Annotated in this window: 29 protein-coding genes; 14 read left to right on the plus strand and 15 right to left on the minus strand. The window is 42.2% G+C overall.

The annotated features are described in order from the left end of the window. The 4 genes from HII16_RS07210 to HII16_RS07225 form a co-directional block, all read right to left on the minus strand. Nucleotides 1–954: a LysR substrate-binding domain-containing protein gene (locus HII16_RS07210; protein ID WP_169128790.1), complete on the minus strand. Its 954-nt coding sequence runs from the start codon at nucleotides 952–954 to the stop codon at nucleotides 1–3. Between the two features lie 106 nt (nucleotides 955–1060). Beyond that, nucleotides 1061–1792, minus strand: coding sequence for an LrgB family protein (locus HII16_RS07215; RefSeq protein WP_169128791.1), 732 nt, complete (start codon nucleotides 1790–1792; stop codon nucleotides 1061–1063). Further along, nucleotides 1785–2150, minus strand: a complete 366-nt coding sequence (locus tag HII16_RS07220; protein ID WP_169128792.1) for a CidA/LrgA family protein — start codon at nucleotides 2148–2150, stop codon at nucleotides 1785–1787. The genes HII16_RS07215 and HII16_RS07220 overlap by 8 nt, the downstream gene beginning before the upstream one ends. 280 nt (nucleotides 2151–2430) lie before the next feature. After that, nucleotides 2431–2688: a hypothetical protein gene (locus HII16_RS07225; protein ID WP_169128576.1), complete on the minus strand. Its 258-nt coding sequence runs from the start codon at nucleotides 2686–2688 to the stop codon at nucleotides 2431–2433. Nucleotides 2689–2855: 167 nt separating this feature from the next. Between HII16_RS07225 and HII16_RS07230 the strand changes: the two genes are divergently transcribed. The 3 genes from HII16_RS07230 (at nucleotide 2856) to HII16_RS07240 (ending at nucleotide 4803) form a co-directional block, all read left to right on the plus strand. Further along, nucleotides 2856–3728 (plus strand): mechanosensitive ion channel domain-containing protein, encoded by an 873-nt coding sequence (locus HII16_RS07230; RefSeq protein WP_169128793.1) that lies wholly within the window; start codon nucleotides 2856–2858, stop codon nucleotides 3726–3728. A gap of 137 nt (nucleotides 3729–3865) precedes the next feature. Further along, complete coding sequence (locus HII16_RS07235; RefSeq protein WP_169128794.1) at nucleotides 3866–4477, plus strand: DUF938 domain-containing protein; 612 nt, start codon at nucleotides 3866–3868, stop codon at nucleotides 4475–4477. Further along, a complete protein-coding gene (locus HII16_RS07240) occupies nucleotides 4477–4803 on the plus strand; it encodes an antibiotic biosynthesis monooxygenase (protein ID WP_169128795.1) in 327 nt (108 codons plus the stop codon). Before HII16_RS07235 ends, HII16_RS07240 begins: the two co-directional genes overlap by 1 nt. Here HII16_RS07240 and HII16_RS07245 read toward each other — a convergent pair. The 7 genes from HII16_RS07245 to HII16_RS07275 all read right to left on the minus strand — a co-directional run bounded on the left by HII16_RS07245 (nucleotide 4776) and on the right by HII16_RS07275 (nucleotide 8918). Beyond that, nucleotides 4776–6128 carry an APC family permease gene (locus tag HII16_RS07245; RefSeq protein WP_169128796.1) on the minus strand — a complete coding sequence of 451 codons (1353 nt, stop codon included), beginning with the start codon at nucleotides 6126–6128 and terminating at the stop codon, nucleotides 4776–4778. The genes HII16_RS07240 and HII16_RS07245 overlap by 28 nt on opposite strands. Nucleotides 6129–6434: 306 nt before the next feature. Further along, a complete protein-coding gene (locus HII16_RS07250; RefSeq protein WP_169128797.1) occupies nucleotides 6435–6758 on the minus strand; it encodes a hypothetical protein in 324 nt (107 codons plus the stop codon). Further along, nucleotides 6733–7140: a hypothetical protein gene (locus HII16_RS07255; RefSeq protein ID WP_169128799.1), complete on the minus strand. Its 408-nt coding sequence runs from the start codon at nucleotides 7138–7140 to the stop codon at nucleotides 6733–6735. The genes HII16_RS07250 and HII16_RS07255 overlap by 26 nt, the downstream gene beginning before the upstream one ends. Before the next feature lie 84 nt (nucleotides 7141–7224). After that, a complete protein-coding gene (locus tag HII16_RS07260) occupies nucleotides 7225–7428 on the minus strand; it encodes a hypothetical protein (RefSeq protein ID WP_169128801.1) in 204 nt (67 codons plus the stop codon). 116 nt (nucleotides 7429–7544) lie between these two features. After that, nucleotides 7545–7781: a hypothetical protein gene (locus HII16_RS07265; RefSeq protein WP_169128803.1), complete on the minus strand. Its 237-nt coding sequence runs from the start codon at nucleotides 7779–7781 to the stop codon at nucleotides 7545–7547. 236 nt (nucleotides 7782–8017) lie between these two features. Further along, nucleotides 8018–8278: a hypothetical protein gene (locus tag HII16_RS07270; RefSeq protein ID WP_169128805.1), complete on the minus strand. Its 261-nt coding sequence runs from the start codon at nucleotides 8276–8278 to the stop codon at nucleotides 8018–8020. Further along, entirely contained in the window at nucleotides 8271–8918 is a 648-nt protein-coding gene (locus HII16_RS07275) for a hypothetical protein (RefSeq protein WP_169128807.1), read from the minus strand. Before HII16_RS07275 ends, HII16_RS07270 begins: the two co-directional genes overlap by 8 nt. A 157-nt stretch (nucleotides 8919–9075) precedes the next feature. On the opposite strand from HII16_RS07275, the gene HII16_RS07280 reads away from it, so the two are divergent. Beyond that, nucleotides 9076–9465 (plus strand): hypothetical protein, encoded by a 390-nt coding sequence (locus HII16_RS07280; protein ID WP_169128809.1) that lies wholly within the window; start codon nucleotides 9076–9078, stop codon nucleotides 9463–9465. Between the two features lie 1003 nt (nucleotides 9466–10468). On the opposite strand, the gene HII16_RS07285 is transcribed toward HII16_RS07280, so the two are convergent. From HII16_RS07285 to HII16_RS07295, 3 genes are all read right to left on the minus strand, one after another. Then, entirely contained in the window at nucleotides 10469–11959 is a 1491-nt protein-coding gene (locus HII16_RS07285) for an AAA family ATPase (protein ID WP_169128811.1), read from the minus strand. 130 nt (nucleotides 11960–12089) lie between these two features. Beyond that, nucleotides 12090–12299, minus strand: coding sequence for a helix-turn-helix domain-containing protein (locus HII16_RS07290; protein ID WP_169128813.1), 210 nt, complete (start codon nucleotides 12297–12299; stop codon nucleotides 12090–12092). Nucleotides 12300–12495: 196 nt separating this feature from the next. Beyond that, nucleotides 12496–13779 carry a tyrosine-type recombinase/integrase gene (locus HII16_RS07295; protein ID WP_169128815.1) on the minus strand — a complete coding sequence of 428 codons (1284 nt, stop codon included), beginning with the start codon at nucleotides 13777–13779 and terminating at the stop codon, nucleotides 12496–12498. A 377-nt stretch (nucleotides 13780–14156) separates the two neighbouring features. On the opposite strand from HII16_RS07295, the gene HII16_RS07300 reads away from it, so the two are divergent. The 3 genes from HII16_RS07300 to bfr (HII16_RS07310) all read left to right on the plus strand — a co-directional run bounded on the left by HII16_RS07300 (nucleotide 14157) and on the right by bfr (HII16_RS07310) (nucleotide 15672). Then, the gene (locus HII16_RS07300) at nucleotides 14157–14612 is read left to right on the plus strand and encodes a hypothetical protein (protein ID WP_169128817.1); all 456 of its coding nucleotides are present in this window, start codon (nucleotides 14157–14159) and stop codon (nucleotides 14610–14612) included. Between the two features lie 97 nt (nucleotides 14613–14709). Beyond that, on the plus strand, nucleotides 14710–15198 hold the full coding sequence (gene bfr, locus HII16_RS07305; RefSeq protein ID WP_169128819.1) for a bacterioferritin: 489 nt from the start codon (nucleotides 14710–14712) through the stop codon (nucleotides 15196–15198). A gap of 9 nt (nucleotides 15199–15207) precedes the next feature. Beyond that, nucleotides 15208–15672, plus strand: a complete 465-nt coding sequence (gene bfr / locus HII16_RS07310; protein WP_169128821.1) for a bacterioferritin — start codon at nucleotides 15208–15210, stop codon at nucleotides 15670–15672. A gap of 53 nt (nucleotides 15673–15725) precedes the next feature. Here bfr (HII16_RS07310) and HII16_RS07315 read toward each other — a convergent pair whose 3' ends face one another. Beyond that, nucleotides 15726–15950, minus strand: a complete 225-nt coding sequence (locus HII16_RS07315; protein WP_248289539.1) for a (2Fe-2S)-binding protein — start codon at nucleotides 15948–15950, stop codon at nucleotides 15726–15728. Between the two features lie 235 nt (nucleotides 15951–16185). On the opposite strand from HII16_RS07315, the gene HII16_RS07320 reads away from it, so the two are divergent. From HII16_RS07320 to spoT, 7 genes are all read left to right on the plus strand, one after another. Next, nucleotides 16186–16890 (plus strand): DUF445 domain-containing protein, encoded by a 705-nt coding sequence (locus HII16_RS07320; protein WP_169128823.1) that lies wholly within the window; start codon nucleotides 16186–16188, stop codon nucleotides 16888–16890. 200 nt (nucleotides 16891–17090) lie between these two features. After that, nucleotides 17091–18278, plus strand: a complete 1188-nt coding sequence (locus HII16_RS07325; RefSeq protein ID WP_169128825.1) for an amino acid aminotransferase — start codon at nucleotides 17091–17093, stop codon at nucleotides 18276–18278. A gap of 173 nt (nucleotides 18279–18451) precedes the next feature. Then, nucleotides 18452–19378: an aminotransferase class IV gene (locus HII16_RS07330; protein WP_169128827.1), complete on the plus strand. Its 927-nt coding sequence runs from the start codon at nucleotides 18452–18454 to the stop codon at nucleotides 19376–19378. Continuing rightward, nucleotides 19371–20114 carry an HAD family hydrolase gene (locus tag HII16_RS07335; RefSeq protein WP_211183442.1) on the plus strand — a complete coding sequence of 248 codons (744 nt, stop codon included), beginning with the start codon at nucleotides 19371–19373 and terminating at the stop codon, nucleotides 20112–20114. The genes HII16_RS07330 and HII16_RS07335 overlap by 8 nt, the downstream gene beginning before the upstream one ends. 123 nt (nucleotides 20115–20237) lie before the next feature. After that, nucleotides 20238–20864 carry a guanylate kinase gene (gene gmk / locus HII16_RS07340; protein WP_169128829.1) on the plus strand — a complete coding sequence of 209 codons (627 nt, stop codon included), beginning with the start codon at nucleotides 20238–20240 and terminating at the stop codon, nucleotides 20862–20864. Between the two features lie 138 nt (nucleotides 20865–21002). Beyond that, a complete protein-coding gene (gene rpoZ / locus HII16_RS07345; protein WP_135438399.1) occupies nucleotides 21003–21278 on the plus strand; it encodes a DNA-directed RNA polymerase subunit omega in 276 nt (91 codons plus the stop codon). A 147-nt stretch (nucleotides 21279–21425) separates the two neighbouring features. Continuing rightward, nucleotides 21426–23543 carry a bifunctional GTP diphosphokinase/guanosine-3',5'-bis pyrophosphate 3'-pyrophosphohydrolase gene (gene spoT, locus HII16_RS07350; RefSeq protein WP_169128831.1) on the plus strand — a complete coding sequence of 706 codons (2118 nt, stop codon included), beginning with the start codon at nucleotides 21426–21428 and terminating at the stop codon, nucleotides 23541–23543. Nucleotides 23544–23545: the final 2 nt, after the last annotated feature.

Genomic DNA, 23545 nt, shown 5'->3' on the forward strand with positions numbered 1-23545 from the left:
TTACTGCGGCGCTTGCTTGAGTTGCTCTAACAAGCGCACGCTTTGTTCAATAACAAACTCACGAAACCAACGATGTTGATATTCATATTCCCGCGATACATGCCAGGTCAAATACGTCGTTAACGGGTTACAAGGGAACGGTGGCTGAAAGGCTTTCACCGGAAACACATCCGCCAGTAATAAAACCAAACTTTGTGGCAAAATGGTGATCACATCTGTGGTGGCAATCAACGACATAGCGGTGACTTCAGATGAGCCGTAATAAACAATGTCCCGTTCTTTAAAGCCTGCGACCATCTCTTTAATAAACACTTGATTAAACACGTCGAGATTAAATCCCGAGGTATACACCGCGTGTTGTTCTTGTAAAAAATCCTGCATCGAGATCTCAGACTTATCGGCAAAACGCGGGTGGCCTTTTCTGGCTACCACCAACATGGGATCAGACTCAACCAACTGACAATGAAAATCCGAATGATCGACATGCTGGTAATTAAGGTGCAAATCAATATCACGATTACGCATTAAATCTAATGGATTTTGTTGGTAATCGGTGGTGACGGTTAAGGTGCATTTTGGTGCTTGGGCGGCAAGGCTAACCAGTAACTTGGGGGCAAATAATTGTTCAGCGAAGCTAAACGCATTGAGTTTAAAGTTCACCTTAGAACTTGCCGGATCAAATAACTGTTTGTTGGGTAGGGTATTTTCAATGATATCTAGCGCGCCATTTATCTCAGCGCCAAGCTGTCGGGCTTTGGCTGTCGCTTTAAGGGTACGGCCATCGCGCACAAACAGTGGGTCATCATATAAGGTTCTCAAGCGTTGTAAGGCCATAGACACCGCCGGCTGTGACATATTCAGCTTTTTTGCCGCCGCGGTTAGGCTTGGTTCACTTAATAGTGCTGCCAAGATATTTAATAGGTTTAAGTCAATGTGCCTGAGATTGTTTGCCATAACACCTTAAGTTATTGATTCAATGAACACTAACCTCAAGTATTACCTGTATTTACTGAACTACCAAGATTCCCCGAAAAACACAGGTCAAATTATGGCTTTTTACTTATAAAACAGCAAAGTAAGATAAGATTATCGGCAGCAATATGGCGGTTGCACAGGCGGTAAGCGCCATCGCTAAACCAGAAAATGCGCCCATGGTATTACTCACCTGAAACGCTCGGGCCGTACCGATACCATGTGAGGTTAGCCCCATAGCGATGCCTTTGATGCTGTCGTCTTTAATTCCCATTAACGAAAACACTTTGGTACCAAATATAGCTCCAATAACCCCAGTCGTTGTTGCCAGTCCTGCAGTTAATGAGACAATGCCACCAATATTTTCAGAAATGCCCATCGCGACCGGTGTGGTGGTTGATTTAGGGGCGATAGAGATTTGCGTTAACAGACTGCCACCGAGCCAATCCACAAGGTAAATCGCACTAAAGGCACCAATAAATATCGAACAAAACAGGGTTATGGTGATTGGTATCAGCAGTTTTTTAATGCGATGCAGTTGCAGATACAAGGGAATGGCTAAAGCGACAACCGCTGGCCCCAATAAAAAGTGCACTAACTTGCCGCCGATAAAGTAATCTTCATAAGAAATGCCAGTAACCAATAAAATAGTGACAATAATGATGACCGATATGATGACCGGATTAAGTAGCGGGTTACCGCCACAACGTTTAAATAACGCCATGGCACCGGCATAGGCAAATAAGGTAATCAATAAGCCCGTGAGCGGTGAGGTATGAATTAACGTTGCGATGGCATCGAGCTTGTCAGCATTAATCATCGATAGCCTCCGGCGTAAATAGTTTCGCCATTAGTTGCATGATTAGCGCGCAACTGAACAGCATAATTAGGGTACCGGCGACTAACCCAATGCTTATTGCCAACCACTCTTGCGCCAAAAGTTTATAATGAGTCATTAAGCCCACGCCAGCAGGGATAAACATCAACGATAGATGACCCAATAAATGGCTCGACGAGGTGTTTAGTGATTCACCAACTTGGCCACGTACAATCAAGGTCGCCAATAACAGCAACAAGCCTATCACCGGGCCGGATACGGATAATTCCAACAAGATGACCAGGATCTCGCCCAGTAACTGATACGCCAATAAAATGGCAAAGCCCAATACAAACTTCATGTAACTCGCTTACTCGTTAGCTTTATGCAACATAACCTTATCTTAGATTTCGGGTCTGACTGTCGACTTGAATGCCATAGGCAGTATCGATGGTTATGTCGCGTGGTTGATAAACAGCAGGGTAAATATATCAGTTATGGAGGCGAGAACAAACAACACCAGCAGCAATTGCGTTTTAAATGTCACCATCGATTAAGTTTGCAAATGCTACTGATATAGACGTTTTGATGCCTTGCTGAGCCTAGTTGAGCTTAGCTGAGCGTTGATGATGGTTAACGTCTTATAAGTTGTCGATTTGACGCTTTAGATCATATTGGCTGTCGGTCACTAGCTTTTCTAATACCGCCACACGCTCTTTTAGTGAGGCGATTTCATCATCTTTGGCCGATTGTTGTTTTGCAGTATCGGTAAAAAGTGCACCTAAGCCAAAGTCACTGCTATTTACCGACATCATGTTGGTGCCGTATTTTTTGTCACACAAGTAACCAACACCAATGATTAATAAAATAAGGCTAAATAATCCAATAAATTCTAACATTTTCTGTTCCTCTTTTTAGCTGATTACTTCTCATAGTCATGGCATCCGTCGATTTATTACAAACAGGCGCAATTAACCTTAAAAAAATCGTCGACCGGTTCGGCAGATTGAAAAAATTTCTACTATATTCAGAGATGTAATAATAAAAACTTAATTGGGTTTTAACTATGGATGCTTTAGAAGATTCCGAGCTTCTCGAACATATAAACGTAGAATCACTACAAGAACACATCAGTACCTTTATCGATCTATTCATTATGCTGGCAAGCAAAATTGTTATTGCCGTTGTTGTTCTGTGGATATCGCTGTGGTTGGTCAAACGCCTAATTGGTATGGTTGACACATCAATGAGCAAGCGTAACGTTGAAGTTACCTTGCACAAATTCTTATTAAATATTTTAAGCCTTGGTTTAAAGGCTATTGCCATTATCATTTTCGCCTCTATGTTGGGGGTCGAAACTGCATCTCTTGTCGCCCTATTAGGTGCCGCGGGTTTAGCGGTTGGTTTGGCATTGCAAGGCAGTTTGGCCAATTTCGCTGGCGGTATCATAATTTTATTTTTCCGCCCATTTAAAGCCGGTGATGTTATCGAAGCACAAGGCTTTATTGGTCGTATTGAAGAAATTCAAATCTTTAATACCATTTTAGTGACCTTCGATAACCGTAAAATTTTTATTCCCAATGGCTTGTTATCCAATGGTTGTTTGGTTAATGACTTTGCTATGCGCACCCGACGTGTCGATATGAAATTTGGGGTTAGTTATAGCGATTCAATCCCTCACGTACGTGAAGTCGTACAAAAGGTTCTTGCCGACGATGAGCGCATATTAAAAAGGCCAGAGCCTGACATATTTGTTGGTGAGCATGGCGCCGATTCAGTTAACTTTTTTGTCCGTCCATGGTGTCGAACCGAAGATTACTGGGACGTATATTTTGCCGTACATGAAGAGATCAAACTTGCCTTTGACAGAGAAGGGATCAGCATTCCGTTCCCGCAACGCGATGTACATTTTTACCCTGCGGAAAAAGCCAGCGATTGAATTTAACCTGAAATAAAATAGCCACGGATGGCAAGTTCAATCCAGCATCAATGACAGCAGCAAACCGGTTTCTTTGCTGGCTAATACAGGCTATATTGCTAACTGACATTAAACCCTAGCTGTGACTACCACATACCATGTTAACCGAATACAATACGGTGAATTTTTCACCTTCATGCGAACGTAATAAGCAGGTGATCCTCGAGCAACTCTCGCCTTTGCTTGCCAAGCATAGCAACATCCTTGAAATTGGCAGTTTATCGGGGCAACACGCCGGCCATTTTGCGCCAGCATTAACCCACCTGATATGGCAGTGTAGTGATATTGCCTTCAATATTACCGGTTTAAACCACAATATAAAGCAACTGGCCTTGGCCAATCTACCTGCACCACTCACCATTGATTTAGCACAACCGAACAGCTGGCCAGAGCAAAATTATGATGCCATGTTCAGCGCCAATACCTTACACATTGTTGCTTGGCCTTTGGTTGAAAAGCTGTTTCAACTGGCTGATGACAGCTTGAGCAAACACCAGAGCAGGATATTCATTTATGGTCCATTTAAATACGGTGGCGAGTACACCAGCGCATCGAATGCTGATTTTCAATTATGGTTAAAAGACCGCGACCCGTTAAGTGGTATCCGTGATTTTGAAGCGGTTAATGAGCTGGCACAACGCTATGGCTTTACCCTTGAACAGGACATTACAATGCCTGCGAATAATCAATTACTGGTTTGGAGACGCTAATGATTGCCAAGACCCCAACACCGCCATACTATGCGGTTATTTTTACCAGCACCTTACAATCTGACGATCCCGAATATGGACGTACCGCCGAGCGAATGTTAGAGCTGGCCGAGCAACATGCCGGTTTTCTAGGTGAAGAGTCGGCGCGAGAACGGCTGGGTATCACCGTCTCCTATTGGCAAGATCTTGAGTCCATCAAGCAGTGGAAACAACAAAGCGAACACGTGATTGCCCAACAAATGGGGCGCAAGCATTGGTATAATACCTACGCCACACGCATCTGCTTAGTCGAGAGGGATTACTTCTTTGCCGACGACAGTGCGTAAAAAATAACGCCAAGCAACACCCAACCCAAGACCATGACCCATTCATAAGGCCAGAGTAATGAACCTGGCCCCCACGGCATGTAAACATAGGCCAAACATAAACTCAAAATAAACGCACTGCGACCAACTAATACACCATGTTTGACGCGAAATGGCCGTAGCATGTCCGGCTCGGTTTTACGTAATTGCAAAAACGCCAATGCCACCATGCCATAACCAATTACCACGGCAAAACTGCCCGAGTTAATCAGCCAGATCAAAATGGTTTTACCAAAAAATGGTGCGATGCAAGACAACACACCAATAAATAGAATTGCCACATACGGGGTGCGATGTTTGTGATGTACTCGAGCAAATATCGCAGGTAGCATGCCCGCTTTTGCCATCGCATAAATGGCGCGACTGCCGCCAAGAATAAACGCATTCCAACTGGTAATGATGCCGGCAATACCGGCAACCACCATCAAGTTACCCGCCCATTGCCCCTGCCATACTTCGGCTGTCGCATCGGCGGTTGCCATAATGCTGTTGTCTATTTGTTGATTATCAAGGGATAGCGCCACGCCAAGGGATATTAAGCAATACCACAGCACCGCAGCGGCAACCGAAATCACCAATAGCTTGCCAATCAATTTTGGCTTGAGGTTAATCTCTTCTGCTGATTGCGGAATAACGTCAAAGCCTATCATCAGCGCAGGCACCATCGTCAGTACCGCAAAAAAGCCGATGTGGCCATCAACAAACAAGGGCTGGGCATTGGCAAAGTTGAGATTGACACCAACTCCGGCCAAAAACATCAAACCAACAACTAAAAAGCCCGAAGTGATGGCGGTTTGCACCACCGCCATAAACTTAACACCGAGGTAATTAATCAAGGTCATGATGATTGAAGCGACCACGCCAATAATGGCGTAACTGATGTACACATCGGCATCGTAAATGCGCCACAAATAGCCAAGTTTGATGTTAGGAAACAAATACTCCATCGCCGTGGGTAATGCCGCCGCTTCAAAGATAGGCACGGTAACGTAGGCCATAATAATGGCCCAGGTACAGATAAACGAGCCAGTTCGGCCAAAAGCGCGCTGGGTATAGACGTGCTCGCCGCCAACTTTGGGCATCGCCGATACGAGTTCAGCGTAGGTCAAACTGATCAGCAAAATAGCAAAACCACCGACAACAAATGCCAGCAGAGTGCCCAAGGTTCCCGCCGAGCTTATCCACACACCGGTCATGATCACCCAGCTCCAGCCAATCATGGCACCAACCGCTAAAACCAGCACTTCTTTACGTGATAAGGTACGAATTAAACCGTGATCTGACATAAAATCGCCACTCTTGTTGTTTTTTTACCAGTATTACCCAACAAACCACACTTGTCATTTGTTTGTATTTTAAGCACTTACCAAACGCTTCACAAAGTTGGCGCAACAATTACATTTCGATAACAGCTTTATTTTTAAGCAACATTATAATGCTTAGCAGAATGATTTTTCATTCGTTTTCTCTCCCTGAGATATCCCTTTTTATACGCCCTCTACTTTTGAGGGCGTTTTTTTTATTTGTCATACTTCTACCTACACTAAATTTCAGGTTAATAACGATCAATGTAGATTTAGTGACCGATCAGCTTAATTTCTAACCAACCCGATTCCCATTAACTCAGCGTATCGTTGTTTATATTCAGGATCGATTTCAACACCAATTTTCTTCATTCTGGATTTCATTTGCAGATAGGTTTCAGCTGGTACCATCTTGAAAACGGTGTCATCATCCTGAATATCTAGCTTAGTTCGTTCCAACCAATCCTGATAAGCCGCCTCAGGTGCCATTAAGCCGTAAAAGATATTGTCATAGTGCTGATGGTCAGTTTCGTAAAACTGTGGCTGTCGTTTGTCACCCCTGACCAACTGAGCCTCAATAACTAAATCAGTGACGTTTTGTTTCTTTATCATCTTTTTTATTCCTGTATTGTTGGCACAAATGGATCTCCTCTCTCAATTCCTCAACCAACGACTCCAACTCAACAAATTTACTTGCTGAATAAAGCGCTGATAGCAATTGTGAGCCTGAATCGGGATCGATATTACCCTTACATACCTCCCTGATTAATAAGTCGGCTGTCTGCTCTGCTGATGCGTTTTCAGGTATCTCAAGGAATATCGGTTCGGAGTGTGGTCGTGGTCTTGATATGAATGGCGCAATGATTTTCAGTGCGTCCATCCAATCAGGATTTTTATCATCACAAGCCGCATTAGCCGCCCTCATCAATGCCCGTTTTGCTTTATTGTGAAAAGCTGTTGTCAGTCTGTTTTTACTACCCTTTGGTCTTGCCATTACCCCTCCGTTTATAACTAATACATTTATTCGTAAGTGATTGTTTTTGTGCGCAAAAGAACCATAGTTTTTTCGGGCGTTTTTTTACCACAACTCGCCTCGAACCTTATTCTCCAACCATCGCACGAATCCACCACTTTCTTCCTCCTCCTCCTCATCATCTGGTGTCTGACCATGCTCAATAAGCGAGTCAGTGAGTGAGAATGCAAGTCGATGAGAATATTCATCATTATTCAGATCAACTTTGCCCCGTTGCATACCGTCGTTAATTCGTCTTTTGATTGGCATAAGCCCCCCTAAAAAAAAGCCCTGACAAATGATGTTAGGGCTATAAATACCAGCTTTTCAAAAGGCGTGATGATGGTGCTGATAGACCTCAGAAGATAATCAGCCCTTAACCCCTGTTATGGCGTGATATTGGTCGCAATAGAGCGAGCCAACGTCACCAAATCAAACGGGTTCAGGCTGTTTCTTGATGAGTTACGCATTAAATCGTATAGAACTGATAACTCATCTGCTGTCAGTGCTTGATTCGTGGCCTCGGCCTCAATTTCATTCGCTCTCGAAACTCGTTTCGGTATCGATAAAGCGTTATAACCCTCGTTTGCATTGACGCTTGCTAGTGCATTTACTGTTGGCATTTTGCCCCCCAAATTACTAAAACTAAATAATGACCGTTTCTCGGTTTGCCCGACGGTACGGCTGAACCTCACTGTTTAAATAGCGTGTTGTTTCATAGGTGGAATGACGGTTAACCTATTGGCACAACACAAGCCTGAGCGCAGAAAGTGGCGTTGTTTTATGAGTAGAAAATTCAATAAAACTCAACGGTACAACACCAAACCAATCCCTCGTTAGAACTTACGGGATATAGGGATTAGCTGTAATAAACAAGGCCATCAACCTCATCCATTAACTTTAATTTCTTAGGATCGGTTGTGATTCGTTTGCCTGACGGTGCTTGATTACCTTTGAGTAGATTAGTTAAGCCAACTCGATCAATTTCCTCATCAACCAAACGCTGATGCTTTTCGTCCTGTTGTTGTTTCTCTGTCTTAACAGGCTTTTTCTTATTGGCAATATGATCACGATGAAGTTGCTCAATATCCAATAACTCTAGGTTGTTGTTTCTATCCATTTTCAATACTCGCAAATGTGCTACGGGAAAAATCAACATTATGCGCTGATTGCGCTTTTTGGTGTTGATCTAGACGATGCTTGCGAATATGCTCCTCTCGGCAATCTTTCATATACGTAAGCGCTTTTAAATTCTCTTTCCATTGTTTAACAAGTGAGTTCTTACCAATAAGAGTCAAATAATCCTCCCAAAAGGTAACACCATGCCAAATCAAGCTCTCTCGCTCCCTCTGACCAAAAAAAGAGTTTTTAATTCGATAGTAAGCCTTGAACATTTCTATCTTATTGGAGTTTTGAACTTGCTCTTTATAGGCTCTCAGCCAACCAGCGTAGGACAAGGTGCTCGCCGCACCGCCGAAGCTCAACATCAAATCGTTATAGGAAATACTGAATTGGTGAATGTCGTCTTTTTTGGTATCAAGATCCATATCAGGAATAAAACTGGTGTTTTGCTCAACCAATTTCTTTTCTAGCTCAACGATTTCAACAAAGGGATCAGCAATAAAAGCCTCGATTTGTAACCTTTCTTGAGATATTTCACCCAATCGTTTTTGAGCCATATCCCATTGCTCATCAAGACGTTCAAACGCCTTTTCAACTTTGTTTAATTGGGTTGAGCCTGTAAATGGAAACTTAAACATAGATATCCGCCTTAGTAGTTTGTTTTGGTTATACAGTTAATTTTAGTACCTCTTGTATGTTTTTTAAGCATATTTTGCTATAAAAACACACAACAGCAGTATAATTGACTATAAAAAATACATTTTTTAAGGGTTTTGTGCTGATAACGGGTGATTTATGAGTAAAGGTATTGTTTTAAATTTTGAAGATGAGCCGCCACTAGATGAGCGAGTGAGTGAGCGATCAAGAATGTCGCAAGCTCGATGGGATAAACGATTAAATAAGGTATTCGGAAAAGGTCACTTTGCTGATGAATTATATAAAATGCTAAAAATGACCTTTGGTGGTGATCTGATGGTTGCTCAGGCGACTTCACTTCGTTTCAGTCAAATTCGTGGCATGAGTTGGTCAGATATACAGGCTTTCACCATGAATGACCTGTATTCGGCTGTTGAGGCGGTTTACTGGCAATGTGAATTTACTTTTGACGAACACACGTATGATTTCAGAATAACCACACCATTCAAGGATGTTCGGGTTCGTGGATCTTATAAAGATTGGGATTAGTATGGTTAGTCGTATAGTTTTTCAGGCTAACCACCAAAACCCCTTTATTATCAAAGGTCGGCTAATCCTTTAGACAGATTAACTTTGCCACTTTTATTCAACTACCAACACCATCAACCATCGCCCATAATGAAAATACGCTCATAAAACAGGATGCTCATTATGGATGATGATTATAATTCGGTTTATTGCGGTGAATGCCGTAAAACAACCCCTCACAATTATTGTGGGTCAATTCAGCAAACAAATTACTCTACCGATTTATATGTCTGTGCTACGTGCGGAGAACCACAAGACATAGATTTCTTTCAACCAGAGGAAATAAAAAAGCCCGCAACAATGCAGGCTTTTGATTAATGTAAGACTTTAGCCTTTCTAAGTTTTGTTAGGACGTGAGCGGTAATGATCAGTCACATGTTCTTTGCGACCATATCTAATCCGCTCATAGTCCGAAACGTATACAGCATCTGTTGAGATGGTCATTTCGTTCCCCTATGAGATTGGTTAACACTCTGAGGATCATCTGGCTAAGGTCAAAAATATGTTGTAATTCTGTCAGAAATTACTTATATATATTGATGTGTAGACAAACCAGATTTACCTCTGCGCTTGTTGAATATTAACCCCAGTATTTTTAGTCGGATCTGGGGTTAGTTCCATCTCTTATTTACTTTCCCTCAAAGACTGACTTCTTTATAAAAAATCAACCTATGCCTCTCAAGATAAAGAGCTTTATTTGCAAATGCAAATGTAAAATAGTGGATAAATTAAGACTAAATAATAAATGTGTGTTTTAGGTTAGTACATACTTACCAGTGTATAAAAAAGGTTAGTAGCACCTTTAAAAAAGCAATATCTTTTTTTGAGCAAAAAAAATTTTTTAATAACTTTTTTAATAAAGCGATTAACTGTTGATAGTTAAGTCTAAGCACTCACTCACTCACCGTATATATAGACTGAGTGAGTGAGTATTTCACTCACTCACCACTCACTCACCACTCACTCACGGATGAGTAACTAAGTAAATTTTGCCTGTATCATGGTCATAACTGATTAAATTTTTCTCCGCCAATTGGTTAAGGTTTCTTTTAAAATTGTTCAATTTTTTCTGATCCCAATTACATTCACGTTTTACGTGATCTCTAACACCTTGATAAAAACAAGAGTCATTTTTATCAACAGTTGCTTTTATGGCGTTTAACACTTCGCTTTGATTGGTTGTTAAATCATGTGGTTGCATATCGTCAATTTCTGGCGGTTCATAGCCCTCACAATTAAGAGCAAGGCTTGTTACTTGTTCTCCATCATCATCTATATATAAAACTCTCGTATTGAGCGTATAGGCGGTATCTCGGTTTGTTTCGTCGTCTTTCATTTTGTAGTTTTTCAAAACGATTTCTTTAATAGGGCTTTCGTGATCATTTAGTCGTTTAACTTCATATTCAAAATCACAAGCGGCTTTTAGCGTACTACTACCCCTAGCGCCCTTTGTCGCATCCTTGCCCGTATGATGGACGATTAACACACTTGCACCTGTAATCGCTTTAACGTGATCACAACCGCTAATAAAAGCGCCCATATCTGCCGCCCTGTTTTCGTCACCACCAGCGAAACAACGAGCTAGTGTATCGAGTACGATTAACTTAATTTCTACACCAGTTTGCCGCTTGATTTCATTTACAGTTTCGATAAGTCTTGACGACTCAAGATCAGCCGCCATATGTATCGGTTGATCAATACGAAATAGATTCGGTATATCAGCACCATTATTATATTGCTCAGACCATGCCTTAAAACGTCTAGGCACTCCAATACCGCCCTCTCCGACGACGTATAAAACGCCTCCTTGTTTAACCTTTTTATTATTCCAATCTTTGCCAGTTGCTATGTGACAAGACCATGAAATAGCGAGAAACGATTTATAAACACCTGATGCACCGATCACCATGCCAACACTGTGATCAGGTATTACGTGTTTAATTAAATAACTCGCTTTAGAGTCGTAACCATCATAACCAGAAATAAAATTAAATATTTGTGGTTGATTACTCTGGTTTAAATTAGCAATACCTAGTTTTTGCCTAGCTTTAGGATCGCCAGCTAGAGCGTTTTTTAATAAGGCTTGTGTTTTTCGCTCTTGATGGTCATTTCGTAAAACTTTTGCGTACTGAATGGCTAGAGTTGGCGAAAAGGCTTTATTCTGTAATGAGAATAAAAACGCGGTTGTGTCTTTTGCGTTTTTACCGATATTTATATGCTTTTCCAATAACGTCGCATCTACCGCATGACCGTTATTTATTAACGTCGATAGTTTGTCGTATATGCGCTGAGAATATCCCGTAAAACACTCACTATCGGCTATTTCTGAGATATCAGCTAAAACATCATTGTTTTGTAGAATCGCACCGATTACGTCTAACTGTAATTGCTGATTTTCATCAATACTGTTTGATAATTCGGTTTCGAGTAAGTTATTATCTTTTTCAGTTAACATTTTGTTATTCTCCAAACCCTGCTACCGTTCGCCAAAACTAAGCAGGGTTTTTTATTTCGTATAGCTCAGGGTATGGTTTTTAAACTAGCCACCCTGCATCCCTTATAAAATGGGCGTATGTCATTTCCTATTAAGGATTAGCTTTGATCACATTCTCTGATGTGATGCGTTCATACTCTGAGTAAGGGATTCGGACAGCACGACCCAACTTATACGCTTTTAAATGACCATGCTTGATGCGTAACCAGATAGATGAGTGACTCAAACCAACCAGCGCACCAAATTGCTTAACTGATAGATCGCCATGAATTTTTAAATGTTCGTTTACTGTTGCTGTCATTGTTAAAGTTTCCTTAATACAAGCTAGGATTATTTAACAACATAGATCAGAAAATCGGCAATTAAAAGCGACCAAAACCAGCCTGAACCCGTTGAATTTAAAAGCTTTAATCTAAATAAAGACTTTTACCCAAAAAGCACTATCTAACTAAAGAAAATTGACGCTTTTTGAGGTATTAATGGGAATGAAAAAATTTTTATTTTTTTGCGCTAATAGTAATTACGTTTGAAAAATCCATATCATTTCTGATGTGATCAAGATGGTCACACCACTTTTGCAGATAATGGTGCTGTTCCTGATAATGTGGATCGGTGTCGTAGGTTTCGAGTAGTTTGTCTTGTGAATGACCGATGATCAGTTCCGCTATTTGAACAGGACAACCAATGATAGGTTTTGTGAGTCCTGTTCTCACTGTTCTTCGGAGATCGTGTGGTTTGAATAGAACAGGACAACCATCAATAATACGCTTGCCCTTTCTAACCTCAGTTAGTTTCTGGCTTAACGTCTTTTGTTGAATGGCTTTGCCTGTTTTTTGTGATGGGAATATATAGGTTTCGTGCTGACCTCTACGGGATTTAATAACCTCCATCGCTTGCGTAGATAGTTGCACATAACGACTCTTGCCGTTTTTGGTTTCAGGTAATAGCAATGTGCTGTTGTCAAAATCAACATGATTCCATTCTGCTCCAACAAGCTCACCACTACGACAACCAGTGTATAAAGTTAATAAATAAATATCTTTGATATTCTCGCTCAATGGCGCATCATCCAGCCATTTAAACCAACTGGCAAGCTTAACGTCCGACAATGTATTGTAACGACTTTTATTAACTTCATACTTCACTTTATATCGAACAGGATTACCCTTTGGTGATTCAATTCGATCCGATTCAATAGCATTATCAAAGGCGGCTTTAAGATCCACTTGCACTTTTTTGGCTATCGCAGGACTAACCATTTGCAACTGGAATAAATGCTCACGTATTTGAGTAATGGTTAGTTCAGTAGCAGGGATATCACCCCAAACATCAACAACGTGCTTTTGCAAATAACCATAGGCTTGATCAGCACTTCGTTGTTTACGATTAACCTTGATGCACTCTCGATAATAATCTTCGATTAAGCAACTGATGGTGTAAGCCTTGATTGCCTTTTGACGATTATTCGCTTTATCCTCAGCCTGTTTATCGGCAATATCCTGTTTCTTTAGTTCGGCAGGATCACCACCTTTATCTCGAATCGCTTTTTGCTCCAAATAAAGCAAACGTGCATCCGAAACAGATAATGCAGGATATGAGCCTAGCTTGATTTGTTTCAGCTTGCCTAATTGGTTTCTATAACGATAGATCCATGATTTAGTGCCGTTTTGATTAGCAACTAATCGTAAACCTCTGTTTGGGTGAGTATCAGCTAAGTATTCGCCAGCCTTTAGATTTTTTGCAGATAAAGCCGTGATTGGTTTATTATTGTTGGTAGCCATAAGTGTTCCTTATTCAACATTTAATGGTTAGAAAAGCGGAATGTATGCCAGTACGATCCGCTTTTTGTTTGTCACTCGATCAATAGCCTACACTAGCACCTATACTAGATCAATAAGATTCAGTCATATTAGTTAAAACAAACTAATACTATCTAACACTATATAACTATATAACAAGCCCATATAAACAGTGACTTAACCCTAATATTAACAGGACGTTAACGGTTGTTTTTGAAGTGATTTATTGATGATTGGCGGCAAAAGAAAGATATCACTCCCTGAGATATCCCTTTTTAGAGCCCTACTATCGTGTAGGGCTTTTTTTTTTGTAAAACATTCATTACCCTGTGTGCACACGCTATTAGGATATTTACCAGATGAAAACACTGATCACCGCTATCCTTGTTGCCAGCTTACCTTTAACCAGCCAAGCCAGTGACGATACCCAACCTAACCCTATGATTGATGCATTTGCCAAACAACACTCTGAGCTGATGCCCAAAGTTGCGGTGGCAGATATGTACTATGGTTGCCTATTAGAAAAAGGCGAACAGATGCCAAGCTTTACCAAGCTTATTAAAGAGACCGACAAAGAAACTCTGGCAAACGATTTAACCGCCTGCCTGGGCGACAAGTCATTGGCATCTGATGCGGCGCTTAATTACGGCATCGCTGCCTGTTTTTACGACCAAATGGCGCAACTCGATGAGGCGCAGCGCCAGCAAAATATGCAGCAAGTAAAAGCCGCGTTAGCTGACTTACCTCGCCAAGAGCGACAAAAAAGTTTCACGCAATGTGTTAATAATCAAACCTTAAAATACCTCAGCAACTAAAATTCAGCGGTTATTACTTGATTCACTCTGACTCGGCTAGCGGGTCAGAGAATTTGCGCTATTCTTGGATACACACCCACCAATTTTGGGAGTACCCATGAAAGGTAGTCAAAAAGTAATTGATGCGTTTAATCGCCTACTCGCCAACGAACTCACTGCTATCGACCAGTATTTTATTCATTCTCGTATGTACGAAGACTGGGGCTTAATTAAGCTTTACCAACGCCTTGAACATGAGCGTGAAGAAGAAACCCAACACGCCGATTGGTTAATCAAACGAATGTTATTCCTCGAAGGTCAGCCTAACTTGGTAGACCGTCGTGCGTTGTTGATCGGCAGCAATGTTAAAGAGATGATGCAAAACGATTTAACCTTAGAGCTGGAGGTTGTTGACTGCGTGCGTGACGTTATAGCCCTATGTGAGCAAGAGAGCGACTATCAGTCGCGAGAGATTCTAGAGAAACTGCTCTACGATACCGAAGAAGATCATGTCTACTGGCTCGAACAACAATTGGGGCTGATTGATAAAATCGGCATAGAGAATTATCTGCAATCACAAATGGGTGATGAGCAGCCGGCCGGGTAGGAGCAATGCATGAAAAGTAACAAAGAAGTGATCTTGCACCTTAACAATGTTCTCGCCAATGAGCTGATTGCTATCAACCAATATTTTTTGCATGCCCGCATGCACAAAAACTGGGGGTTTGAGCAGCTTAATAAAGCCGATTATAAACGCTCAATTAAGGTGATGAAGAATGCCGACGCGATTATGGAACGCGTCTTATTTTTAGAAGGGTTGCCGAATCTACAACATTTAGGGCGCCTGCGTATTGGTGAACATTGCAAAGAAATGATTCAAGCCAATCTCGATTACGAGCTAGACGCTCGAGATACTTTAGTGCGTGCTGTTGCTCATTGCGAGTCGGTCAATGATTATGTCAGTCGCGATATGCTTGAAGACATATTGGAGTCGGCAGAAGAGCACATTGATTGGTTAGAAGCGCAGCAATTTATGATTGAAAAATCAGGTATCAAAAATTACTTACAAGCGATGATGTAACAACGCAGCGGTTGTTTGGATAAATCGGACGTAAAACCAGTAGGTAAAAAGTGCTAGGCGACTTTTACCGCAAGGTCATAATTGCAGTTATGCTCGGCTAATACCTGCTTGGCGAACTGAACGCACTTGCCACATTGACTGGCCACGCTTAATTGATCGCGAATTTCCTTCATTGTATTGGCACCTTGTTCAACGGCATTGGCAAGGTCAGCTTCGGTAATTTGATGACAAATACAAACAAACATTGTTAACTCTTTACGACGTATTTTTGTTGGCAATAGATAACTTGCCGCCACTTTAATCTAAATACGAATGATTATCAACATCATTTTTGTTAATGAGTTGTATGGCGATAAAAATGGCTCTCTATAGCCACCGATAAACACCTCACACAACATCTCTCGCAACACCAAGTTAACGACTATTACGATCACAAGATATGCGTCGCAGTTGAAAGCTCTTAACAGCCCTTGTAACATTGCGTCATTCCGTGACTTACTTTGACCAATAAAAATGAATAAATCCCTGTTCACCAATGGCCTAGCCTTTATCGTCACCGTTATCGGTTACGTTATAGCCAATGATTTTGTCTTTTATACCGGCCTATTTGCGCTGTCCGGTGCCATCACTAATACCCTAGCGATTCACATGTTGTTTGAGAAAGTGCCGTTTTTATATGGCTCAGGTGTGATACCCGACCGCTTTGAAGAGTTTAAAACCGGTATTCGCGACTTAATGATGACGCAATTTTTTACTGAGCAAAATATCGATCGTTTTCTGTCTGAAAAAGACGGCAGAGCCAGTGATTTCGATTTAACCAATATCATCAGCAAGGTTGATCTTGAGCCGGCCTTTGATTCACTGGTTAAAACTATTGAAGAATCGCCATTTGCTAATATGCTTGCCATGTTTGGCGGCACAGATGCATTATTACCATTAAAACAATCATTTATTGAAAAGATGCAGGCATCGCTGGTTGAGATTTCTAGCAGCGATAAGTTTCATGAAATGGTAAGAGCTGAACTTGAACAACCTAATGTTATTGATTCAGTGCGTGACAAGGTTGAGGCGATCATCAACAAACGCCTTGATGAACTAACGCCGCAAATCGTTAAACAAATTATCCAAGACATGATCCGCAAACATCTTGGCTGGTTGGTTGTTTGGGGTGGTGTTTTTGGTGCCCTTATCGGTCTTGTGAGCGCGCTACTTTTCTAAAAAAATCTGATACTTTTCAGCTTTTTGAAGGCGTTTTTCCAATACCAAGCCACAAGACTTAAAAAAAAGCGCAAAAATAGCCAATTTTTCGCGCTTTTTGTCTTAATTTTAAACGCTTTCTGATATATCCTTGGCCTTTAACAATTCTAGCTTGCGGCATGTTACGTCGTCAGGCATTTTAATTTCAGGAAATCACGACTATGTTCGGTAATTTATCAGCGTTACCTGCCGACCCTATTTTGGGCCTGCTGGCTAAGTACAGACTAGACGAAAACCCAAATAAAATTGACTTGGGTGTTGGTGTTTACAAAAATGAAGCAGGTCACACTGCGATTCTAGATTGTGTAAAGACTGCTGAAAAATTCCGTTTCGATAATGAAGACACCAAAGTCTACATCGGTCCAACAGGCTCAGCCTTGTTCAACGACAAAATGACTGAGTTGGTTTTCGGCGAACACCGCGTGATCAGTGAAAACCGAGTTCGTACCGTTTCGACACCAGGTGGTACCGGCGCATTGCGTGTTGCTGCTGAGTTTATTCGCTCTTGTAAGCCTGGCGCGACAATTTGGGTAAGTGACCCGACATGGGCTAACCACACAGGTTTATTCCAAGCATCAGGCTTAACAGTAAAAACCTACCCATACTACGATTTCGAAAACAAAAACCTGAAGTTTGCCGAAATGAAAGCGGCTATTGCCAATGTTGCTAGCGATGACGTGGTATTGTTCCACGCCTGTTGTCACAACCCAAGCGGCATGGACCTTAACCAACAGCAATGGCAAGAAATGGTTGAACTAGCCAAAGAAAAAGGCTTCACGCCATTAATTGATATGGCTTACCAAGGTTTTGGTGACGGCCTTAACGAAGATGCCTATGGTGTTCGTCTTATGGCTGACTCGGTTGATGAAATGATCTTAGCCAGTTCATGTTCGAAGAACTTCGGGTTATACCGCGAGCGCATTGGTGCCTGTTCAATCATTGGTAAAGACAGCACAGTAACCGATATCGCCAATTCGGTATTACTTAGCGTGGTTCGTTGTATTTACTCTATGCCACCAGCGCACGGCGCGGCCATCGTTGAAACCATTCTTGATTCAGCAGAATTAACCACACAATGGCATCAAGAACTGGCAGAAATGCGTAATCGCATCAACGGTAACCGCCAGTTATTGGTCGACAAATTAAGCGAGCAAGGCGTGTCTCGTGATTTTAACTTTATTACTGAACAAAAAGGTATGTTTTCATTCCTAGGTATTACTCCAGAGCAAGTACAACTCCTGCAAGATGAATTCAGCATTTACATGGTTGGTTCAAGCCGCATGAGTATTGCCGGTATCGCCAATTCAAATGTTGACTACCTAGCAAAAAGTATTGCCAAGGTATTGTAATTAAATACTTTAATTGAATTTATAAAGCTTCCTTCGGGAAGCTTTTTTTATGCCTGTAATAAATTCCGCAACGGATAAATATCAGTAAGATGATAATTTGACCGCCAACTAAATAACCGCTAAGTTAATTTTCCCGTTATTCATTTTTCTGCCAGTCAGTTTCGAGGTCATTTATGGGCAAAGGAAGTCATCACTCAAACGCCGATCCACGTAATCAGGATATTAAGATCAACATTAATGGTGAGTTATTTCACCGCGATGAAGCCAAAATATCGGTTTTCGATTCAGGGTTTATTCTCGGTGACGGTGTGTGGGAAGGATTAAGACTACACCACGGAAAATTGCCATTTATCGACAAGCATATGCGCCGTCTATACGAAGGAGCTAAGGCTCTGGATATGGATATCGGCATCAGCAAAGAAGAATTAATCGAGCGTATCATCACCACCTGTAACGCCAATGACATGCACGACCATGTACACATTCGCTTGATGGTAAGTCGAGGCGTAAAATCGACGCCGTATCAAGACCCGCGTGTGACCATCAGCTCCGCCACCATAGTCATCATTCCTGAATATAAAATGCCTGCACCTGAAACCGCAGATAACGGTTTAAACCTGTATACCGTGTATGTGCGTCGCGGTTACCCCGATGTGCAAGACCAAAAGCTTAATAGTCATTCCAAATTAAATTGTATTTTTGGTTGTATTCAAGCCACCAAAGCCGGTGCCGATGAAGCCTTGATGCTAGACCCACATGGCTTTGTCTCGACCTGTAATTCGACGCACTTTTTTATCGTCCGTGATAATCAGGTATGGACCTCAACCGGCGATTACTGTTTATCTGGCATCACCCGTAGCAATATCATCGACCTGTGCAAGGAAAATGGCATAGAGGTGTATGAGAAAAACTTCACCTTGTCGGAAGTTTACGGTGCAGAAGAAGCGTTTGTCACCGGCACCTTCGCTGGGGTTACGCCAGTGCAAACCGTTGATGGTCGTGAAATAGGCGAGTTTGCCGAGCACGGTAAAGGCGCCATGGTGCAAAAACTGCAACAACTGTATTTGCAACGTATCGCCAAAGAATGTCCACATGAGTAAGTCGATGAGCAAACATATCGCGATGTGGTCAGGACCACGAAATATTTCGACGGCGATGATGCGTTCATTTGAAAATCGCAGCGATACCTGCGTCGTTGATGAACCATTTTATGGCTATTATCTGGCGCAAACTGGCCTTGAACACCCAATGGCTGCTGAAGTCATGGCAGATCAAGCCAATGACTGGCAAACGGTCGCTAGCCAAATGGCGGCGGATTTCGCCGAGCCTGTGTGCTATCAAAAAATGATGACCCATCACATGCTAGATAACGTCGACTTTCAATGGTGCAAAGACTTTAGCCACTGTTTTTTAATTCGTGACCCGCGGTATGTGATTAATTCTTACATTAAGAAAATGCCGACGGTAAACAATGAGGATATTGGCATTATCAAACAGCATCAGTTGTATAAACAAATATCCGATATCAGTGGTCAGCAAATTCCGATCATCGACAGTAAAGATGTGCTACTTAACCCTCGAGGCATGTTGAAGGCGCTATGTCAGCAATTACAAATCGACTTTGAGGAAAACATGCTCAACTGGCCAAAAGGTCGTCGTGACAGTGATGGCGTCTGGGCTAGTCATTGGTATCACAATGTGGAGAGCTCCACTGGGTTTGCTAAGTTCAGTGAACCAGATTTGCAGCTCAATGAGCAGCATCTGTTGCTGGCAAAAGAGAATATGCCCTATTATCATGACCTATATAGCAAACGATTACAGCCGGTTGACGATTAACTAAGCGCGTAAAACTTAGCGCGCTTTATACGGCGCCGATAGCGGCAATAGATATAGTCCATTTGTCGCTTTTGCGCTACAATGCCATGCTTAATAGCATATGCAATATTTTAAGGATTCAACGTGACGGTTTCTGGTAACCTGTTTATCCTGTCGGCACCAAGTGGCGCAGGTAAGTCCAGCCTAATCAAGGCACTTCTGCAACAATCAAATGACAGAAAAATGCAAGTATCTGTCTCGCATACCACCCGTGACCCTCGCCCAGGAGAGGAAAACGGCGTTCACTATCACTTTGTCAGCAAAGCAGAGTTTGAACAAAAAATTGCCGCCGGCGAATTTTATGAGTGGGCTGAAGTGTTTGGTAATTATTATGGCACCAGTGAAGCGGCGATTGATGCCCAGTTAGCCCAAGGCATTGATGTCTTCCTTGATATTGATTGGCAAGGTGCGCAGCAAGTGCGCATGAAAAAACCAACTGTAACCACCATATTTATCTGCCCGCCATCACGCCAAGAACTGGAATCACGGCTGCGTAGCCGTGGCCAAGACAGTGATGAGGTGATTGCTGATCGTATGGCGCAAGCACAGTCAGAGTGTTCGCATTATCAAGAGTTCGATTACATAGTCGTCAATGACGATTTTGATCAAGCGGTAACCGATTTACAAATCGTGATCAGCAACCAGCGTTTGAAACGATCGCAGCAATCACAAAAGCATGCGGCTTTGTTTGACGCATTACTTGCTGAATAAACAACACATCCCGTGTAAACAGGCTAGACTTATCGCTGAGTTGATCGATATTTTGATCAACAAAGATCTAGCATAAAGATTAAGCATTTAGTAAACTATGCTACTTATTGATTAAAATTAGCTTTGTGGAGTAAATGAATGGCTCGCGTTACTGTTGAAGATGCAGTTGATAAAGTTGGCAACCGTTTTGACTTGGTACTTATTGCATCACGTCGTGCACGTCAAATCGCAACTGGTGGTAAAGATGCATTAGTTGAAATTGAAAACGACAAACCAACTGTTTTGGCGCTTCGTGAAATTGAAGCTGACCTGATCAACAACGATATTATGGACAACGCTGATCGTCAAGAACAGGTTCAACAAGAATCTGCTGAACTTGCAGCCGTTGCCGCAATCGTTGGTAACCAAGTTTAAGAGAACATTCTCTTAACTCTGTTTTATAGGAAGCCAATGGCGTTTGTCATTGGCTTTCTTGCAATTTAAGGGTATCTTTAGAATATCCGTGCATTTCCAAGTATTTATCTTATCAAAACTGCGAATAAAAAGGCGTTGGAGCATTAAGTGTACCTTTTTGAACCGTTAAAAAAACTTGCAGAAACCTATTTAGCTGCCGACCAAATCGAACAGCTTAAACAGGCCTATATTGTTGCCCATGACGCTCATGATGGGCAAATGCGTTCCAGTGGTGATCCATATATCACCCACCCAGTTGCGGTTGCTCGTAACTTGGCCGAGATGCACCTCGATCATGAAACTTTAATGGCAGCCTTGCTGCATGACGTAATTGAAGATACCGAGGTTACCGGTGACGAATTGGCAGAACAATTTGGCAACACCGTCGCAGAACTGGTTGAAGGCGTCAGTAAACTAGACAAAATTAAGTTTAGTAACAAGCAAGAGATGCAAGCGGAAAACTTCCGCAAAATGATCATGGCCATGGTACAGGATATCCGTGTTATTTTGATCAAGCTGGCTGACCGTACTCATAACATGCGCACCTTAGGCGCTTTGCGTCCTGAAAAACGTCGTCGCATTGCTCGTGAAACCCTCGAGATTTACGCCCCAATAGCGAACCGTCTTGGTATTCATGGCATTAAAAATGAATTAGAAATTCTCGGTTTTGAAGGTTTATACCCTATGCGTCACCGTGCCCTTAAGGCAGCGGTCTCGCAAGCGCGTGGTAATCGTAAGGAAATCATCGAGAACATCCGCGAAGAAATCGAAGCACGTTTGTCAGAATCTGGCATTGAAGCGCAAGTGGTTGGCCGTGAAAAACACTTATATTCGATTTACCGCAAAATGCTCAACAAAGAGCTGATGTTCAACGAGGTTATGGACATTTACGCGTTCCGTATTATTGTCGATAACAAGTTTGACACCTGCTACCGAGCACTTGGTGCGGTTCACAACCTATTCAAACCAATTGAAACCCGCTTTAAAGACTATATCGCCATTCCTAAAAGTAATGGTTATCAGTCACTGCATACCTCATTGATTGGCCCACACGGTATCCCTGTTGAAATCCAAATCCGTACCCTAGATATGGACCACATGGCCGACCGAGGGGTTGCTGCGCACTGGGTGTATAAGCAAAAAGGTGACGAGAACGACGGCACAACCGCACAAGTTCGCGCCCGCAAGTGGATGCAAAGCCTGATGGAGTTGCAACAAAGCGCCGGTAGTAGCTTTGAATTTATCGAAAACGTAAAAACCGATATGTTCCCGGAAGAAATCTACGTGTTTACCCCAGACGGCAAAATAATTGAATTGCCAATGGGTGCAACCGCGGTCGATTTTGCCTATGCAGTGCATACAGACGTTGGTAACAGTTGTGTCGGTGCCAAAGTTGAACGTAAGCCGTATCCATTACGTAAGCCATTAAACTCGGGGCAAACGGTAGAGATCATCACCTCAAGTGGTGCCCGTCCAAACGCAACTTGGTTAAACTTTGTAGTGACCGCCAAAGCACGTATGCAAATTCGTAATTACCTGCGTTCGATGGAACAAAACGAATCATTAAATCTTGGTCGTCGATTGCTAACTCATGCCCTCGCGGCAACAAAGCTCGAAGATATCAGTGAACACGTAGTTCATGAAGTTGTCACCGAAGCAGGCTACAAAAACTTAGACGAGTTGATGATCAACATTGGTTTAGGTAACGTTTTAAGTATTGGTATTGCCCGCCGTTTGACCGGTGAATTTACCAGCGACAACAATGAACCAAGTTTTGGCAAAGCGAAAATGCCAATCAAGGGGTCAGAAGGCATGCTGGTTACCTATGGCAAATGCTGTCACCCAATCCCTGGCGATGACATTGTCGCGTACATGAGCTCAGGAAAAGGCCTGATGGTTCACCAGGATGGCTGTCGTAATATCAAAGGTCGCGAAAAAGAATTAGGCAAATTCTTCCCAGTCAAATGGGATGCAGATATCGATCACGAATTTTTGGCATCACTGCGCGTTGAAATCATCAACCATCAAGGGGCATTGTCAAAATTAACCTCGATTATCACCAAGGCCGATTCGCATATTCGTACCTTAAATACCGAAGAAAAAGATTCAAACCTGTATCTGATTACCATGGAGATCACCTGTCGTGATCGAATCCATATCGCCAACATCATTCGTAAGATAAAAATCATGCAAGATGTGCAACGCGTATTCAGACCAAGAAAGTAAAG

It is taken from the genome of Thalassotalea sp. Y01, from assembly GCF_012932945.1.
In the GTDB taxonomy this organism is placed as follows: domain Bacteria; phylum Pseudomonadota; class Gammaproteobacteria; order Enterobacterales; family Alteromonadaceae; genus Thalassotalea_A.